This is a genomic window from Streptomyces sp. Edi4 (assembly GCF_040253615.1).
In the GTDB taxonomy this organism is placed as follows: domain Bacteria; phylum Actinomycetota; class Actinomycetes; order Streptomycetales; family Streptomycetaceae; genus Streptomyces.
This window is the reverse complement of sequence record NZ_JBEJGY010000004.1, coordinates 110,306-130,382: the sequence shown is the minus strand read 5'-3', so window position 1 is coordinate 130,382 and position 20,077 is coordinate 110,306. Positions and strand designations below refer to the sequence as shown.

Sequence of the window (20,077 nt, the reverse complement as noted above, 5' to 3'; positions counted from 1 at the left end):
GATCCGACGATCATGACGTCTTCGAAGCCTTCCAGGCGAGACCGCGCCGAAGCCCTGCCCGACGACATGCGCGAAGCCCTGCGCCGCAGGCTCGCCGGGCGTGCCGCGACGGGCGCCGGCGGCGCGCAGGCGGGCATCCCGCGCGCCGACCGCCAACGTCCGCTGCCGCTGTCGTTCGCCCAGCAGCGCCTGTGGTTCCTCGACCGGCTGCGCCCCGGCGACGCCCGCTACAACAGCGCTGTCGCGGTACGCCTCACCGGCGCCCTGGACCACCGGTCCCTGGAGCGCGCCCTGGCCGGGGTGGTCGCCCGGCACGAGGCGCTGCGGACCACGTTCGAGGAGAGCGACGGCCGCGCCGCGCAGCGCGTCCAGCCGCCCGCCCCGGTGCCGCTGCCGGTCCGGGACGTCACGGCGGACGGGCTGGACGCGGCGCTGCTCGCCGAGTACTCGGCGCCCTTCGACCTGAACTCCGGGCCCTTGCTGCGGGCCCTGCTGCTACGCGAGGCAGCGGCCTCACACGTCCTGATCCTGACGGCCCATCACATCATCACCGACGGCTGGTCGATGGGCATCGTCCTGAACGAACTGTGCGCCCTGTACGAGCACGTGGCGCACGGTGGCGAGGCCGCTCTGCCCGCCGTGGTGACCCAGTACCCGGACTTCGCCGTCTGGCAGCGCGAGCAGCTGGCCGGGGCACGGCTCGAACGGCAGCTGGCCCACTGGAAGGAGCGGCTGGCAGGCGCGGTCGCACCCGAACTCCCGCTGGACCGGCCCCGGCGCGGCGCGGAGGCCGGCCCCGGAGCCGTCCACGCCTTCACCGTCCCGGCCGAAGTCACCCGTGCGCTGCGCGAACTCGCGGGCCGGCAGCACACCACGCTCTACACCGCGCTCGTCGCCGCCGCCCAAGCTCTGCTCGCCCGCTGGTCGGGGCAGGAGGAGAGCACCGTCGGATCGCTGACCCCGGGCCGTTCGCGCACCGACCTGGAACGGGCGGTCGGCTTCTTCGTGAACACCGTCGTGCTGCGCACCGAGGTGCCGTCGGGCGACTCGTTCAGGGACCTGCTGGCCCGAACCGCCGACACCGTCAACGACGCCTTCGCCTACGGCGACACGCCCTTCGAGCGGATCGTGGAGACGGTGGGCGCCGCCCGTGAGGCGGGCCGCAACCCGCTGTTCGACGTGATGGTCCTGCTGCACCCGGACCCGCCCGCGGCCGCCGCTCCCCGCGACCTCGACATCACCCCGGTCGCCGTGCCCCGCCAGGCCGCGACCTTCGACCTGAGCATCGAGTTCGTGCCGGACGGCGAGGAGCTGACGGGGCTGCTCGAATACCGCACCGACCTCATCGACCCGGACACCGCCCGCCGCATGGCCGGCCAGCTCCTGCGGCTCCTTGAGACGGCCACGGGCGCCCCGGACCGGCCGCTTCGGACCCTGCCGCTCCTTTCCGAGCAGGAGGTACGACAGGTCACCCGCGACTGGAACGCCGCCGCTCAGCCCGTCGGCGACCCCCCCTACCCTCGGCTCTTCGAGCAGCGCGCGGCCCGCACCCCCGACGCGCTCGCGCTGGTGGCGGGCGGCGAACGCCTCACCTACGCGCAGCTCAACGCCCGCGCCAACCGGCTCGCCCACCACCTCATCGGCCTCGGCGCCGGCCCCGAACGTCTTGTCGCGCTCCGGCTGCCGCGCACCGCCGCCATGATCACGGCGATCCTCGCCGTCTGGAAGAGCGGCGCCGGATACCTCCCGCTCGACCCGGCCCTGCCCGAGGAGCGCGTCCGCCACCTACTGGACGACGCCCGCCCGGCCCTGGTCCTTGACGAGGCCGCGCTCGCCTCCCTGCCCGGCGGCCTGCCCGACGCCGACCCCGCCGACGACGACCGCCACCGCCCCCTGGACCCCCTGCACACCGCCTACGTCATCCACACCTCCGGCTCCACCGGCCGGCCCAAGGGCGTCGCCGTACCGCACCGCGCCCTCACCCACCTGCTCGCCGCCCACCGCGCCGGATTCGTCGCCGAAGCGGGCGGCGGACCACTGCGGGTGGCGCTCACCGCGTCGTTCTCCTTCGACACCTCCCTCGAAGGGGTGCTGCTGCTGGCCGACGGCCATCCGCTGCACGTGGTGGACGAGGTGACCCGGATGGACCCGGCCGCCCTGACCGCCTATGTGGTCGAGCACCGCATCGACTTCCTCGACCTCACCCCGTCCTACCTGCGCCAGCTGCTGCCCGCCGGGCTCCTGAGCGACCCGGTCCACTGCCCCCGGGTGCTCATGCTCGGCGGCGAGGCGATCGGCCCCGCGCTCTGGCGCGAACTCGGCGCCCACCCCGAGGTGAGCGCGTACAACTTCTACGGCCCCACCGAGTGCACGGTCGACGCGCTGTCCTGCCGGATCGACGGGACCGGCCGCCCCCTGGTGGGCCGCCCCCTGCCCCACACCCGTGCCTACGTCCTTGACGACCGGCTCCAGCCGGTGCCGCCGGGCGTCGGAGGCGAGCTCTACCTCGCCGGCGAGCAGGTGGCCCGGGGGTATCTGGGGCGCCCGGGCCTGACCGCCGCACGGTTCCTGCCCGACCCGTACGGGCCGCCCGCGACCCGTATGTACCGCACCGGCGACCTGGCCCGCTGGACGGCCGACGGCTGTCTCGACTACCTCGGGCGCGCCGACGACCAGGTCAAGGTGCGCGGCCACCGCATTGAACCCGGCGAGGTCGAGGCCGCGGTCACCGACGTGCCGGGCATCGCCGCCGCCGCGGTCGTCGCGGTCCCCGATCCGCACGGCCACCTGCGGCTCGCCGCCTACGTCGTCCCCGCGCCCGGCGCCGCGCGGCCCGACTCCGAGGCGCTGCGCGCCGCGCTGCGCACGGTCCTGCCCGCCCACATGGTGCCTTCCTCGTTCACACCGCTGACCTCGCTGCCGCTGAACGCCAGCGGCAAACTGGACCGCCGCGCCCTGCCCGCCCCGGACTTCGAATCATCCGCCGCGGCAAGGGAGTTCGTGGCGCCGCGCACCCCGGACGAGGAGATCCTTGCGGGGATCTGGAGCGAGATCCTTGGTGTGCGCCGCGTCGGGGTCACGGACAACTTCTTCGAGCTGGGCGGCGACTCGATCCTGAGCATCCAGGCCGTCTCGCGGGCCAGAGCGGCCGGCCTCGCTCTGTCCTCGCAGGACGTCTTCCGTCACCAGAGCGTCGCCGAGCTCGCCGCCGCCTCCCGGCGTGCCGCTCCGGTGCCCGCGCGGCGCACTTCGCAGGAGAGCGGCCCCGGCCCGCTGACGCCGGTCCAGGAGTGGTTCCTCGCCACCCACGGCCCGCGCCATCGCTTCGCCATGTCCATGCTTCTCGACCTGCCGTACGACCTCGACGAGACGGCGCTGTCGCGCGCGCTGGACGCGGTCGTGACCCACCACCCCTGTCTGCGCGCCCGTTTCACGCGGGACGGTGACACCTGGCGCCAGCATCTGGGCGCCGGCCCGGACACCGGCCTTCTCACCCGCCACGACGACGGCGCGAGCCTCGCCGAGATCGCCGAGTCCGCCCGGGCGGACCTCGACCCCACGGCCGGCCGCATGCTGCGCGCCGTCTTGCTCCCGGCAGCCGAAGGCGCCCGCCCCCGACTGTTTCTGACGGTCCATCACCTGGCGGTGGACAGTGTCTCCTGGCGGGTGCTGCTCACCGACCTGGAGCAGGCCTACCGTCAGACCGTGAACGGGCAGAGCCCCCAACTGGAGCCCGAGCAGACCTCGTTGACCGAATGGGCCCGTGGGCTGGGCGAACTCGTGCGCGCAGGCGCCCTCGACGACGACCTGCCGTACTGGACCGCGCAGAGCGCCCGCCCGCGCGTCCCGCTCCCCGTCGACCTGCCCGGCGCCCCGCTGGCCGGCTCGGTGCGCACGGTCCGCACCCGGCTCGACGCGGCCACCACCGAGGCACTGCTGCGCCGGGTCCCCGGGGCGTACCGCACCCAGGTCAACGACGTGCTCCTGAGCGCGCTTGGCCGTGTCCTCGCGGACTGGGCCGGCGCACCGCACATCACCGTCGCCCTTGAAGGCCACGGCCGCGAGGAACACCTGGTCGAGGGGGCCGATCTGGCGCGTACCGTCGGCTGGTTCACCAGTCAGTTCCCGGTCACCCTCACCCCGATGGGGCCGGCGGGGGCGCCCGACTGGGCCGCGACGCTGAAGTCCGTCAAGGAGGGGCTGCGGGCGGTGCCTCGGCGCGGCCTCGGTCATGAGGCGCTGGGGCGCCTCGGCTCGCCCTCGCCCCAGGCGCGCGCCCTCGCCGAACTGCCGCTGCCCCAGGTGTGCTTCACCTACCACGGCCAGTGGGAGTCCGGCGTGGGCGGCGACTTCGCGCCCGCCGCCGATGTGCCGCCGGGCGACATCGACCCGGCCCAGCCGCTGGACCACCTTCTTGACGTGTCGGCCGTGGTGAGCGACGGCGCCTTGGAGATCACCTGGCACTACAGCGACCAAGTGCACCGGGAGTCCACCGTCCGGGCGCTGGCCGACGGCATGCTGGGCGCCCTCACCGAGGTGACCGAGCACTGCGCCCGCCCCGACGCGGGCGGCCGCACCCCCTGCGACTTCCCGCTGGCCCGCCTCGACCAGGAGGCGGTGGACCGCCTCGTGGGGAACGGCAGGTCCGTCGAGGACCTGCTGCCGCTCACCCCGCTCCAGGAAGGCATGCTCTTCCACCGCCTGGTCGGCGGCACGGACGACGTCTACCTCGACCAGGCCGCCCTGCTCCTGGACCACGTGGCCGACCCCGAGGCGTTCGCCACCGCCTGGCAACGCGTCACCGACCGCACCCCGGCCCTGCGGACCTCGGTCGTCTGGGACGGCGTGCCCGTCCCCCTCCAGCGCGTACACCGGCAGGTGAGGGTGCCGGTCGAGATCCTGGACTGGCGCGCCCTGGACGCGGGGGAGCGGGCCGCGCGCCTTGAGCGGCTGCGCGCCGACGACCTGGCGCGCGGTCTCGACCTGAACGCCGCCCCGTTGATGCGGCTCACCCTCATCCGGCTGCCCGACGCCCGTCTGCACCTGCTGTGGACCTCCCACCACCTGATCCTGGACGGCTGGAGCCTGGCCCAGGTCCTGACCGACGTGTTCGCCGAGTACGCGGCCCTCACCACCGGCATCGAACCCGCGCCGTCCGCGCGCCGGCCGTTCGGGGACTACGTGCGCTGGTTCAACGACCAGGACACCGAAGCCGTCCGTACGCACTGGCGGGGAGTCCTCGACGGATTCACCACCCCGACCCCGCTGCCCGTCGACCGCGCCCGCCCGGCAGGCCACGAGTCGCGCTCGGCAGCCGTGCACACCGCGTCCCTGAGCGAGGAGACCTCCGCCCGTCTCGCCCGCACCGTGCGCGGCGCCGGGCTGACCCTCGGCACCGTCGTGCAGGGCGCGTGGGCCCTGCTGCTGTCCCGTTACGCGGCCGAGCCCGACGTGCTGTTCGGCACGACCGTCTCCGGGCGGCCCGACGACCTGCCCGGCGCCGAGGACATGATCGGCATGTTCATCAACACCCTGCCCACCCGCGTCCGGGTGGCAGGGCGGGGCTCCGCCGCCTCCTGGCTGCGCGAACTCCAGGAGGCGCAGGCCGACGCGCGGCGCTTCGCGGCGGTGTCGCTGGCCGAACTGACCGGCCTGAGCGAGGTGCCGTCCGGCACCGCCCTGTTCGACAGCATGGTGGCCTTCGAGAACTATCCGTTCGACGAGGCGAGTCCGGGCGGCTCCGGCGTGCGCATCGTCGACGTCTCCTCGCGTGACGCCACCAACTACCCGCTGGTCCTGCGCGCCTACCACGGTGAACACTTCGGATTCGATCTCGCCTACGACCCCGAGCTGTTCGACCCGGCCACCGCCGCGAACCTCGCGGGGCGGCTGTGCCGGGTGCTCACCGAGCTGACCGAGGACCTGGAACGCCCCCTGGCCGCCCTCGCCCGTACCACCCCCGAGGAGCGACGCCTTCTCCTCACCGGCGCGAACGGCACCGACGAGGGCAGGCCCACCGAGACGCTGGCCGGCCTTTTCGAAGCACAGGCCGCCCGCACCCCGCACGCCGAGGCCGTCACCTGCGGCGCCGAACGGCTGGACTACGCCGAACTGGACGCACGCGCCGGCCGCCTCGCCCACCGCCTGGCCGAACTCGGCGCCCGCCCCGAGCGGTACGTCGCCCTCGCCCTGCCCCGCTGCGCCGACCTGGTCGTCGCCGTCCTCGCCGTCCTCAAGACGGGCGCCGCCTATCTGCCCATCGACCCGGCGCTGCCCGCCGACCGCGTCACCGGCATCCTGGACGACGCCGCACCGGTGGCCCTCGTGACCGGCACGGAGGTCGCCGGCCACCTCGCCGTACCCGTACTGCGCCTGGACGACCCCGAGGTCCGCGCCGACCTCGCCCGGCGCCCGGCCGCCCCGGCGCGCGGGCAGCACCGCCCGCTGCCCGACAGCCCGGCCTACGCCATCTACACCTCGGGCTCCACCGGCCGCCCCAAGGGCGTGGTGATCCCGCACGCCAACGTGGTGCGCCTCTTCAGCCGCACCCACGACTGGTTCCGCTTCGATTCCACCGACGTGTGGACGCTGTTCCACTCCTACGCCTTCGACTTCTCCGTCTGGGAGCTGTGGGGGCCACTGCTGCACGGCGGTCGGCTCGTCCTGGTCCCCGACGAGACCGCCCGCTCCCCGGAGGACTTCCTGCGTCTTCTCGCCGACGAGCAGGTCACCGTCCTCAACCAGACGCCGTCCGCCTTCTACCCGCTGATCCGCGCCGACGCCGAACACCCGAAGGACAGCGAGCGTCTGGCGCTGCGCACGGTCGTGTTCGGCGGCGAGGCACTGGAGGTGTCCCGGCTGGCCGACTGGTACGCCCGCCACGCCGACACCGCGCCACGCCTGGTGAACATGTACGGCATCACCGAGACCACCGTGCACGTCACCTACGCCCCCCTGGACCGGGCGGCAGCGCACGCCGGCCCCGCGAGCCCCATCGGCACCGCCATACCCGACCTGCGCACCTACGTCCTCGACGAGACGCTGAACCTCGCGCCGCCCGGCGCGGTGGGGGAGCTGTACGTGGCGGGACAGGGCCTGGCGCGCGGCTACCTCAACCGGCCCGGCCTGACCGCCACCCGTTTCCTCGCCGACCCGTTCGGCCGGCCCGGCGCCCGCATGTACCGCACCGGCGACCGGGCCCGGCGACGGGCCGACGGGGGCCTGGAATATCTGGGCCGCGCCGACCAGCAGGTGAAGATCCGCGGCTACCGCATCGAGCCCGGTGAGATCGAGGCGGCCCTGCACAGCCACCCGGGTGTCGCCGGCGCCGCCGTCGGCGTCCACGAGGACACGGAGGGCACTCGGCGCCTGGTCGCCCATGTGGTCGCCGCCGGCGCCGCCGCGCCGTCCGCCGCCGAACTGCGCGCCCACCTCCAGCAGTCGCTCCCCGCGCACATGGTGCCCGCCGCCTACGTGCCGATGCCGGCTCTGCCCCTCACCTCCAACGGCAAGCTCGACCGGCGCGCGCTGCCCGCGCCAGGTCCCGGCGGCTTCGCGACCGCCGGTGAGCACACACAGCCGCGCACCCGGGCCGAACGGCTCGTGGCCACCGCCTGGGCGGAAGTCCTGAACACCGAGGAAGTCGGCGCGGACGACGACTTCTTCGCCCTCGGCGGCGACTCGATCCTCGCCGTCCGGGTCGTCTCCCGCCTGCGTAGCGCCTTCGGCGGTGACCTCTCACCCCGCCTGCTGTTCACCCATCCGACCCTGTCGGCCCTCGCAGGGGCCCTCGGCGACCCGTCCGACGCCCCCGAAACCCCCGTCGGCGCCATCCCGGCCGCCCACCCGGACGACCCGGCTCCGCTGTCCCACGCACAGCAACGCCTGTGGTTCCTGGACCGCTTCGAGCCGGGCAGCACCGAGTACACCACCCTCTCCCTGCTGCGCCTCACCGGTCCGCTCGACCCAAGCGCCCTGCGCACGGCCCTCGACGGCCTGGTCGCACGGCACGAGTCCCTGCGCACCACCTTCGCCGAACACGACGGCCAGGCCCGGCAGATCATCCACCCGCCCGCTCCGGTGGACCTGCGCACCCAGGACTGCGCGGACGCCGCCGCGCTCGACGCCCTCGTCAAGAGCGAGGCGGCCCGCCCCTTCGACCTCGGCACCGGACCACTGATGCGCGCCCACCTGGCCCGGCTGACCGGTGCGGGCGCCGAGCAGCACGTCCTTGTCCTGGCCCTGCACCACATCGTCACCGACGGCTGGTCCATGGGCGTTCTCGGCCGGGACCTCGGCGAGCTGTACGCGGCCGCCCTCGAGCGGCGCCGACCCGACCTGCCCACCCCGTCGCTGCGCTACGCCGACCACGCCGCCTGGCAGCGTGCGCGCACCGGGCAGGGCGAGGCCGACCTGGCCTACTGGCGCCGGGCCCTGGACGGCGTGACACCTCTGGAGCTGCCCACCGACCGGCCGCGCCCAGCCGTGCGCACCCGGGAGGGCGACCTGGTCACCTTCACCCTGCCCGCCGCGCTCACCGACCGGCTGCGCGCGCGGGGACGGGAGGCGGACGCCACCCTCTTCATGACCTTGCTGACGGCCTGTCAGATCGTGTTGGCCCGCTGGTCCGGCCAGCAGGACATCACGGTGGGCACCGTCACCGCGGGCCGCGACCGCCCCGAACTGCACGACGTGGTCGGCATGTTCGTCAACACGCTGGTGCTGCGCGCCCGGGTCCGTCCCGAGCTGTCGTTCCGTGACCTGCTGAGGGAAGGACGCGCCACCGTGCTGGACGCGGTCTCCCACCAGGACGTGTCCTTCGAACGCGTCGTGGACGCGGTCCAGCCCGAACGCGACACCAGCCGCACCCCGCTGTTCCAGGTGATGGTGGCGCTGCACAACCTGGGCACCGAGGTCCCCGCACTGCCCGGCCTCGAAGTGGAGCCGATGCTCCCGCCGGTCCGGCACGCCACCTTCGACCTGGCCTTCGACTTCGTCGAACGCGACGGCGCCATCACCGGACACCTGGAGTACAGCACCGGCCTGTTCGACCGGACCACGGCACACCTCCTGACCGAGCGGCTGCGCGTCCTGCTCCAGGCCGCCGCCGACGACCCGGAGCGCGGCGTCGGCGCCCTGCCCCTGATGACCGGAGCCGAACGGCAGCGCCTGCTTGACCTCGGACGGGGCACGCCGCTGCCGGGGCCCGGCACCACCTTCCCCGCCCTCTTCGAGACGCGGGCCGCCCGCACCCCGCACCTCACCGCGCTGGTCGCCCCCGACGCCACCCTCGACTTCGCCACCCTCAACGAGCGGGCCAACCGGCTGGCCCATCACCTCATCGGCGAGGGCGCGGGCCCCGAGAGCGTGGTCGCGGTCCGCCTTCCGCGCTCCTGCGGCCTGCTGGTGGCGCTCCTGGCCGTCGCCAAGGCGGGCGCCGCGCTGCTCTTCGTGGACCCGCGCCTGCCCGCCGAACGCGTCCGGGTCCTGCTGGAGGACGCCCGCCCGCGAGCCGTCCTCACCGAGGACACCCTGCGCGCCGCCGACGCCCGCGGCCTGCCCGCCCACAACCCCACCGACGCCGACCGCGTCACCCCGCTGCACCCCGAGAACACGGCCTACATCGTCTACACCTCGGGCTCGACGGGCCGACCCAAGGGCGTCGCCGTCGAGCACCGGCACCTGGTCAACCTCTGCCGTGACCACGAGGCGAACCTCATCGGACCGCACACCGCCGAAGGCACCCGGCTGCGGGCCGCCCTCAGCGCCTCCTTCGCGTTCGACACCTCCTGGGAAGGGCCGCTGCTGCTCGCCCTCGGCCACCAGGTCCACCTGATCGACGACGACACGCGCCTGGACCCCGAGGCGTTCTGCGCCCAGGTCGCCGCCGACCGCATCGACCTGGTCAACGTCACCCCCACCTTCCTGCGCGAACTCCTGGCGGCCGGACTGCTCGCCCCCGGCCGCCACCACCCCGAGCTGCTGCTCGTCGGCGGCGAAGCCGTCCCCGCGGCCACCTGGCGGGACCTGGTCGCGGCCCACGACGAGTCCGGCGTCACCGCCGTCAACATGTACGGCCCCACCGAGTGCACGGTCGACTCCGTCTACGGCCCCTGCGCGGACCGCCCCGACCGGGCCGTCATCGGCCGCCCCGGCGGCGGACTGCGCGCCTACGTCCTGGACGAGGCCCTGCGCCCGGTACCCGTCGGCACGCCCGGCGAGCTCTACCTCGCCGGCGCGCAGGTGGCCCGTGGCTATCTGAACCGGCCTGGCCTGACGGCGGGCCGCTTCATCGCCGACCCCTTCGGGACGGCGGGGGAGCGCATGTACCGCACCGGCGACCTCGCCCGCTGGGACACGGCCGGGCTGCTCGAATTCCTGGGCCGCGCCGACGAACAGCTCAAGATCCGGGGCTTTCGCATCGAGCCCGGCGAGATCGAGGCGGCGCTGCTCGCCCTGCCGGGGATCACCGACGCCGCCGTCACCGCACGCGAGCACGCGGGCCATCTGATGCTGGTCGCCTATGTGGTGGCCGCCGACGGCCGGCAGCCGGTCGCCGACGACCTGCGGATGCGACTGCGCAGCACGCTGCCCGATCACCTGGTGCCCGCCGCGTTCGTCCCGCTGGAGCGGATACCGCGCACCGCCGGAGGCAAGACCGACCGCCGCGCCCTGCCGGACCCGCCCCTACAGCCCGCCACCGACAGCGCCCACGTCGCACCGAGGACCGGCGCCGAGCAGACGCTGGCCGCCATCTGGGCCGACGTACTCGGCATCCCCAAGGTGGGGGCACGGGACAACTTCTTCGCGCTCGGCGGCGACTCCATCCTCAGCATCCAGATCGTCTCCCGCGCCCGCCGCGCCGGACTCGCCCTCACCACCAAGGACGTCTTCCGCCACCAGAACATCGCCGAACTCGCTCTGTGCGCAGAGCAGTTGGCCGCGCCCACGACGGAAGCCGCCGAGGACGCCACAGCTCCCGCGCCGCTCACTCCGATCCAGCACTGGTACCTGGAGGGCCGACGCCCCGGCGACCCGATGCGCTTCACCATGACCCAGCGCTTCGAGCTGGCACCGGACACGGACACCGAGGCGCTTCACCGGGCCGCCGACGCCGTGGTCGCACGGCACGGCGCACTGCGCACGCGGTTCACGCACACCGCGTCCGGCTGGCAGCAGGAGGCGCTCCCCGCGCCGCCCGAGCCCGTCTTCGGCCGGTACGACCTCTCCGGCCTCGATGACGCCGAGGCCGAGGCCGAGGCGCACCGCCTCACCGACCGGGCACAGGCCGCCCTCGACCCCGTCCAAGGGCAGGTCGTACGTTTCCTGCTTCTGGACCGTGGCCCGGGCCGGGCAGCCCAACTCGTCATCACCGCCCACCACTTGGCCATCGACGGCGTGTCCTGGCGCATCCTGCCGGCCGACCTGTCCGCCGCCTACCAGCAGGCCGCCGCGGGGCGCGCCGTGGACTCGGCGCCCGTGGGCACCCCCTACGGACGCTGGGCGGCCCGCCTGGCCCAGCACACCCGGGACGGCGCCTTCACCGCCGACCTGGCGTACTGGCAGCGGTCCCTCCAGGCCCCCGCCGGCCTGCCCGCCGGGCGGCCCGGCCCCAACACGTACGCCACATCGGCCACGGTCACCGTCACTTTGGACGCCGAGACCACCGACGCCCTGCTGCGCCGGGTGCCCGATGCCTACCGCACCCAGGTCAACGACGTCCTGCTCAGCGCCCTCGGTCACACACTCGCCCAGTGGTGCGGACGGGACACCGTCCTGATCGGCGTCGAGGGCCACGGCCGCGAAGACCTCTTCGCCGACGTCGATCTGTCGCACACGGTCGGCTGGTTCACCGCCGAGTTCCCGCTCGCGCTGCGCGTCGACCCCGGCGCCGGCTGGCACGACACACTCCGCTCGGTGAAGGAACAGCTGCGCGCCGTCCCCGCGCACGGCCTGAGCCACGGCGCACTGCGCCACCTCCTGCCGAACAGCCCCCTGACCGGCGCGCCCGCGCCGCAGGTCGGGTTCAACTACCACGGCCAGTGGGACGGGGGCAGCGGCAGCGGCGACGGCCTGCTGCGCACGGCGCTCGCGCCCACCGGCAGCGACACCGACCCGGACGCCCCGCGCCCCTACGTCCTGGACATCACCGGCGTCGTCCAGGAAGGCCGGCTGGAACTGGGCTGGAACTACCCCGAGGCCGTCCACGACGAAAGCACCGTCCGTGCCCTGGCCGAGCAAATGATCACCGCGCTGCGGGACATCGTGGCGCACTGCGCGAGCCCCGGCGCCGGCGGGCGCACCCCCGGCGACTTCCCGCTCGCCGGGCTGACACAGGACAGCCTCGACCGGCTCATCGGTGACGGCCGGCACATCGAGGACGTGCTCCCGCTCAGCCCCCTCCAGGCGGGGATGCTCTTCCACGGCCTGGTGGACACCGACGGCGCATACTTCGACCGGATCGCGGTCCGGCTGTCAGGAGTGGCCGACCCGCAGGCCTTCGGCGCCGCCTGGCAGCTGGTCGCCGACCGTACTCCGGCGCTGCGCACCAGCGTGCACTGGCAGGGGCTGCCGCAGCCGGTCCAGGTCGTGCACCGCCGGGCCGACTTGCCCGTACGTCACTTCGACTGGCGCGCTCTGTCCCCGGCGGAACGCGCCGAGCGCACCGAGCGCCTGTTGGACGAGGACCGCGTCACGGGAATGGACCTGAACACCGCACCGCTCACCCGCCTCGCGCTGGCCGCGCTGCCCGGCGAGGAGGTGCTGCTGCTGTGGTCCACCCACCACATCGCCCTGGACGGCTGGAGCACCGGTCAGCTCCTGACCGAGGTGTGCGAGCGCTACGCCGCGCTGACCGGAGGTCTTGACCCGCAGCCCCCGGTGCGGCGGCCCTTCGCCGACTTCCTGCACTGGCTCGACCAACAGGACCGGGCCGCCGCCGAACGCCACTGGAGCGACGTCCTCACCGGCTTCACCGCCCGCACTCCGCTCCCCTACGACCGTGCCCCGGGCGAGGCCCACCGCGCCCGTGCCACCGCCCAGGTGCGGCACGCACTCGACGACGAGGTCTCCGCGCGGCTGCGTGCGGGCGCGGCCCGGGCCGGACTGACCGTCAACACCCTGGTGCAGGGCGCCTGGGCACTGCTGCTTGCCCGCTCCGCAGGCCGCCAGGACGTGGTGTTCGGCACCACGGTCTCGGGCCGCCCGGCCGAACTGCCCGGCGTCGAAGGCATGATCGGCATGTTCATCAACACCGTGCCCACCCGGGTCCGCCTCCGCGGCGGCGGTGTGCTGCCGTGGCTGCGCGACCTCCAGGAGAGCGAGACGGAGGGCCGCCGCTTCGACCACCTCGCCCTGTCCCGCATCCAGGCCGGCAGCGAAGTACCTTCCGGTGAGGCCCTGTTCGACAGCATGGTCGTGTTCGAGAACTACCCCGTCGACGCGTCGGCCACGGCACGCACCGGCGTCCAGGTTTGCGAAGTACGGGCCGAGGACGCGCCCACCTTCCCGTGGTGCCTGCGCGCCCACCTCGCCGAACGGCTCGGATTCGACCTGGCCTACGATCCCGCCCTGTTCGACGCGGCCACCGTCGAGCGGGCCGTGGAGCGCCTTACGGTCCTGCTCACCGTCTTCGCCGACAATCTGGAAACCGACCTCGCCGACGTGGACGCGCTCACCGCGGCCGACCGGCGGCTGCTGGCGTCCTGGAACGCCTCGGCCCGCGTGACGCCACCACGCAGCCCCGTCGACGTATTCACCGAACAGGCCCGCAGCACCCCGGACGCCGTCGCCATACGCGACGGGGACCAGGAAGTGACCTACCGCCAACTGGCCGTAGCGGCAGGAAGGTTGGCCCGAACTCTGAGGGAGGGGGGTCTCGCCGCCGAAGGCCGGGTCGCGCTGTTCATGGACCGCTCCGCCGACCTCGTCATCGCCCAGCTCGCCGTCCTCGGCGCGGGCGGAGCCTACGTACCGGTCGACACCCGCGCGCCGGAGGAACGCCGCCGGAGCCTGCTCGACTCGGCGGGCGTCACGGCCCGGCTCACCGCGGCCGACGTCGCCGCCGCCCGCGCCGGCACCGGGGACGGAGTACTGGCGCCCGGCGACCCCGACCGCCTCGCGTACGTCATGTTCACCTCCGGCTCGACCGGCAGGCCCAAGCCGGTGGCGGTGCGGCACCGGGATGTCGTGGCCCTGGCCACCGACAGCCGCTTCACCGGCGGCGTCAGCGACCGGGTGCTGCTGCACTCCCCGGTGGCGTTCGACGCGGCCACCTTCGAAGTGTGGGCACCGCTGCTGAACGGCGGCAGCGTGGTCATCGCCCCCGACGGCGCTGTCGACGGCGCCCTCATCCGCCGGCTCGCCGGCACCGAGGGGCTGACGGCGCTGTGGCTGACGGCCGGCGTCTTCCGTCTCCTCGCCCAGGACGCGCCGGACTGCTTCGCCGGACTGCGACAGGTGTGGACCGGGGGCGACGTGGTCCCCGCGGCCGCCGTGCGCCAGGTCCTCGCCGCCTGCCCGGGACTGAGCGTGGTGGACGGCTACGGACCCACCGAGACCACCACCTTCGCGACGTCCCACGAGCTCACCGACGCCGCCCAGGTGCCCGACACCGTGCCCATCGGCCGCCCGTTGGACGACATGCGCGTCCATGTCCTGGACGCACGGCTGCGACCCGTCCCGCCGGGCAGCGCCGGTGAGCTCTACCTCGCCGGCGAAGGCGTCGCCCGTGGCTACCTGGGCCGGCCCGGTGACACCGCGGCCCGCTTCCTCGCGGACCCCACGGGCCCGGCCGGCACCCGCATGTACCGCACGGGCGACCTGGCACGCCGGCGCCCGGACGGCACCGTGGAGTTCCTGGGACGCGCCGACGACCAGGTCAAGATCCGCGGCTTCCGTGTGGAGCCCGGCGAGGTCGAGGCCGTTCTCGCCGGCCATCCCGACGTCGCGGACGTGGCGGTGCTGGCCAACGCGGGCCGCTCCGGCGCCAAGCGGCTCATCGCCTACGTCGTCGGCCCCGCCGGCCGAAACCCGGCGGCCCTGCGGGACTTCGCGGGCCGCACCCTGCCCGACTACCTCGTCCCCACCGACATCTTCGCGCTCGACTCGCTGCCGCTGAGCGCCAACGGCAAGGTCGACCGCGCCGCCCTGCCCGCGCCAGAGGCCGCCCCGAGGGCGGAGCGCACCGAGCCCCGCACCGAGGCCGAGCGCCGCACCGCCGAGATCTTCGGACAGGTCATCGGCATCGAACCGCCCGGCGTGGACGACGACTTCTTCGCCCTGGGCGGCGACTCCATCCTCAGCATCCGGCTCGCCGCCCGCCTGTCCGAGGCCTTCGCGAGCGGCCTCACCCCCCGCGACGTCTTCACCCGCCCCACCCCGGCCGCGCTCGCCGCCCTCCTCACCGAGGCATCCCGGCACGCCCGTCCGGCCATCACCCCGGCCGCCCGTGACGCGGCCCTGCCGATGTCGCACGCCCAGCAACGCCTGTGGTTCCTGGAGGAGTTCGCGCCCGACGGCAGCGAGTACGTCACCGCGCTCGCTCTGCGCCTGCGCGGGGGCCTGGACAGCGGCGCGCTGGCCGCCGCCGTCACCGCCCTGGTCGCCCGGCACGAATCGCTGCGCACCACCTTCGACAGCGTGGACGGCCACGGCGTGCAGATCATCCACCCGCCGCGCCCGGTGCCGCTGCCACCGCACGACCTGTCCGCGCTCGCGGCGCGGGACCGGGAGCCGGCCCTGCGCGCGCTGCTCGCCGAGGAGCGGGAGCGCCCCTTCGACCTGCGCGAAGGCCCACTACTGCGTACGCTGCTCGTCCGGCTCGCCGACGACGACCACGTCCTCGCCCTGTGCCTGCACCACATCGTCACCGACGGCTGGTCCACCTCGGTCCTGCTCGGTGACCTGGCCCACCTCTACCGGGCCCAACTGGGCCGCCAGGACGACGCGTTGCCGCCGCTGCCGATCCAGTACGCCGACTACGCGGCCTGGCAGCGCGGCGCCCAAGCAGCCGAGGTTGAGCAGCAACTGGCCTACTGGACGGAGCAGTTGGCGGACATATCGGCACTCGATCTGCCCACCGACCGGCCCCGCCCCGCCGTCCGCACCAGTAACGGCGCCACCACCCGCCTCATCGTGCCGGCCGACATCACCGCGCGACTGAACCGGCTCGGCCGTGAGCACGGTGCCACCTTGTTCACCACCCTGGTGGCGGCCACACAGGCCTACTTGGCGCGACTGTCGGGACAGAGCGACATCGCGGTGGGCACCGTGACCTCGGGACGCGATCGCGCCGAGACCGAACACCTCGTCGGATTCTTCGTCAACACCCTCGTCCTGCGCTCCCAGGCCGACACCGGCCGGCCGTTCACCGACTTCCTCGGCGCGGTCCGCCGAAGCGTCCTCGACGCCTTCGCGCACCAGGACGTGCCCTTCGAGCGCGTCGTGGATGAGGTCCAACCGGCCCGGGACACCAGTCGCACCCCGCTCTTCCAGGTCATGGTCGTGCTACAGAACACCCCGGGCGCCGACCTCGACCTCCCGGGCCTGCACGTCAGCGACGTCGAGGCCGACACCCATCAGGCGGCCTTCGACCTCACCATCGAATTCGCCGAGGCACCGGACGGAACGCTGCACGGCCTGCTCTCCTACAACACCGACCTGTTCGACGCGGCCACCGCGGACGGCCTCGCCGCACGCCTCGGGATCCTCCTGGAAGCGGTGGCCACCGACCCCGACCGCCCGCTCGGCGCCCTGCCGCTGACCTCCGCCGAGGAGGAAGGCACCCTCCTGGCCCAGGGCAGGGGCACCTGCGAGGCCGTGACCGGGACGCCGCTGCCCGGCCTGTTCGAGCGGCAGGCGGCCCGCACCCCCGACGCGGTCGCCCTGTCCGAAAGCGGCCGGGACCTGACGTACGCCGAACTCGACCGGGCCGCCAACCGCTTCGCGCACCGCCTGATCCGTGACGGCGTCGGACCGGAACGCGTGGTCGCCCTCTGCCTGCCCCGCTCGGCCGCCATGGCGGTGGCCCAGCTCGCGGTCACGAAGGCCGGCGGAGCCTTCCTGCCCGTCGACCCCGACTACCCGCAGGCCCGCCGGGAGTTCATGATCCGCGACGCCGGCGTCCACCGCGTCGTGAGCGATCCGGCCGAGGTCCTGACCACCGACGGACCGGACACACCACCCGACGACGCGGCCCGCACCACCCCCCTGCTGTCCGGGCACCCCGCCTACGTCATCTACACCTCGGGTTCCACCGGGACACCCAAGGGCGTGGTGGTCACCCACCGGGGCCTCGCCTCCTTCGCCGCCGCCGCCTCGAAGCGTTACGCGGCCGGCCCGGGCGACCGGATGCTCCAGTTCGCCTCGCCGAGCTTCGACGCGTCCGTGCTGGAGCTGTGCACCTCGCTGCTCAACGGCGCCACCCTGGTCACCGGCGAAGAAGGACCGCTGGTCGGGGAGCGCCTGGCCGAGGTGCTTGCCGAGCGGCGCATCAGCCACGCCCTCATCCCCCCGGCCGCCCTCGCCACCGTCCCCGCGCGGGAAGCGGCCCGGCTCCCCGCCCTGCGCACCCTGATCGTCGGCGCGGAGGCCTGCCCCGCACACCTGGTCACCACCTGGGCCCCCGGCCGCCGCATGATCAACTCCTATGGGCCGACGGAGGCCACCGTCGTCGCCAGCTGGACCGGCCCGCTCGCCCCCGGCGCCGGCGCACCCTCCATCGGGCGTCCATCGGGCAGCACCGGCCTGTACGTACTCGACAGCGCGAGGCGGCCCGTCCCGCCCGGCGTGACGGGCGAGCTGTACCTGGCCGGCCCCGGACTGGCCCGTGGCTACCTCGGCCGTCCCGGCCTGACCGCCCAGCGCTTCGTCCCTGACCCGTTCGGGGCGCCGGGGGAGCGGATGTACCGCACCGGCGACCTGGCCCGCTGGGGCACGGACGGTGAACTCCACTACGCCGGACGCGTGGACGACCAGGTCAAACTGCGCGGCTTCCGCATCGAACCGGGCGAGATAGAAAGCGCGCTGCGCCGCAGCCCCCTGGTCCTGGACGCGGCGGTCGTCGTACGCACCGACACGGCCCGGCCCGCGAACGGCGACGACGGCCAGTCGGAGTCGGCGGCCACCGGACCCGCCCGGCTCGTCGCCTACGTCGTACCGGACCCGGCGGCGGCCGACGAGGCGAACGGCCACGACCCGCTCCCCGTCGAGGACCTGCGCGAGCACCTTGGCACAACGCTGCCGCCGCACATGGTGCCCTCGCTCTTCGTGCCGTTGGAGCGGCTGCCCCTCACCGTCAACGGCAAGCTGGACCGGCGCGCGCTGCCCGCCCCCGGACCCGGCCGGGCCGGCGGCAGGCCGTACCGCGAGCCGCGCACCGACACCGAGCGGCGGGTCGCCCGCATCTGGGCCGACGTCCTGGGCGTCACGGACGTCGGCGTCGACGACAACTTCTTCGCCCTGGGCGGTGACTCCATCCTGAGCATGCAGGTCGTCTCCCGACTGCGCCGCGACGGCCTCCACCTGGTGACCAGGGACCTGTTCACCCACCAGACCCTCGGCGCGCTCGCCTCCGTCGTGCGCACCGCGTCCCGGGGGACCGCCCAAGGCCCGGTCACCGGCGAGGTGCCGCTCACCCCCATCCAGGACTGGTTCCTCACCACACCCCGCGCCGCCCACCACCACTTCAACCAGTCGACGCTGCTCGAACTCGACGGCGCCCCCGACCCCAACGCCCTGGACACCGCCCTGCGCGCCCTGCTGGAACACCACGACGCGCTGCGCATGCGCTTCACCAAGGACGCCGACGGCTGGCACCAGTTCAACCCGCCGCCCACCACCGCCCGGCCGGACGACGCCTTCCTCATATGCCACGACCTGTCCGGACTCGCACCGGAGGACGCGGACGCGGCCATGCAGAAACGCGCCGACGAACTGCACGCCGGCTTCGACCTGGCCGATGGCCCGCACCTGCGGGCGGCCCTGTTCACCGGCGGCCCCGAACGCCCCGCCTACCTGCTGCTCATCGCCCACCACTTGGTGGTGGACGCCGTCTCCTGGCGCGTCATCGGCGACGACCTGGAAACCGCCTACCGCCAAGCCGTGCAGGGCGCGCCCGTCGACCTGGGGGAGCGCGGCACCAGCTTCCGTGACTGGGCCCGGGGACTCGCCGCACACGTCCGCGCGGGCGAACTGGACTCCGAGCTGCCCCACTGGCGTGATGTCGTACGTGCGGCACCAGGACCCGGCACCGGACCCGACACCGCGCCCGAGCCCGAGGACACCGTGCCCGCGACCGTGATCGGCGTCGAACTCGACGAGGAGGACACCGAGACCCTGCTCCGCGCCGCGCCGACGGCGTACCGCACGCGCATCAACGACGTGCTGCTCGCCGCCCTGGCTCTGGCTCTGGCCCGCTGGACCGGCGAGGAACGGGTCCGTCTCGACCTGGAGGGCCACGGCCGCGAGAGTCTTGTCGACGGGGTCGATCTGACCCGCACCGTCGGATGGTTCACCAGCGTGCACCCCATCGCGCTCCAGGTCGACGACCCGGGCCGGCTCGCCGCGGACCGCGACTGGCGGGCCCTGGTGAAGTCGGTGCGCCGGCAACTGCGGGCCGTCCCCGGCAAGGGCGTCGGCTTCGGAGCGCTGCGGACGTTCGCAACCCCCGAGATCCGCGAGCAACTGGGCGCGGGCGCGCACAGCCAGCTGGTCTTCAACTACCTGGGCCAGTGGGACGCCCGCCCCCAGACGTCGGGCGGCGGCCTCATCCGCACGCAGCACGGCCCCCTGGGCCAGGACCACGACCCGCGCGACGGCGGATCCCACGCCCTGGAGGTCGTCGGTTCCGTGGAGCACGGCCGTCTCGCCTTCACCTGGCATCACCGCCCGGCCCTGCACGACACGCGGACCGTGCGCCGCGTGGCCGAGGAATTCGCCGATGCCCTGCGCCACATCGCCCATCACGCCCGGGGAGGCCGGTGACCGACCAGAACCCGCGCCGAGCAGGTACGCACGGGACAGCTCGGCACCGCCCCCACACCCCCCGCGCCCCGACCCCTGTCACCACCGACAGCCA

The 20,077-nt window shown here is 74.2% G+C and carries 1 protein-coding gene; it reads left to right on the top strand.

The features are described 5' to 3' along the window. Nucleotides 1–12 precede the first annotated feature (12 nt). Entirely contained in the window at nt 13–19,983 is a 19,971-nt protein-coding gene (locus ABR738_RS02715) for a non-ribosomal peptide synthase/polyketide synthase (protein ID WP_350228331.1), read from the top strand. Nucleotides 19,984–20,077 lie beyond the last annotated feature (94 nt).

Coding starts and splice junctions, on each gene's coding strand:
- ABR738_RS02715 (WP_350228331.1), top strand. CDS start 13: ATGACGTCTTCGAAGCCTTCCAGGCGAGACCGCGCCGAAGCCCTGCCC.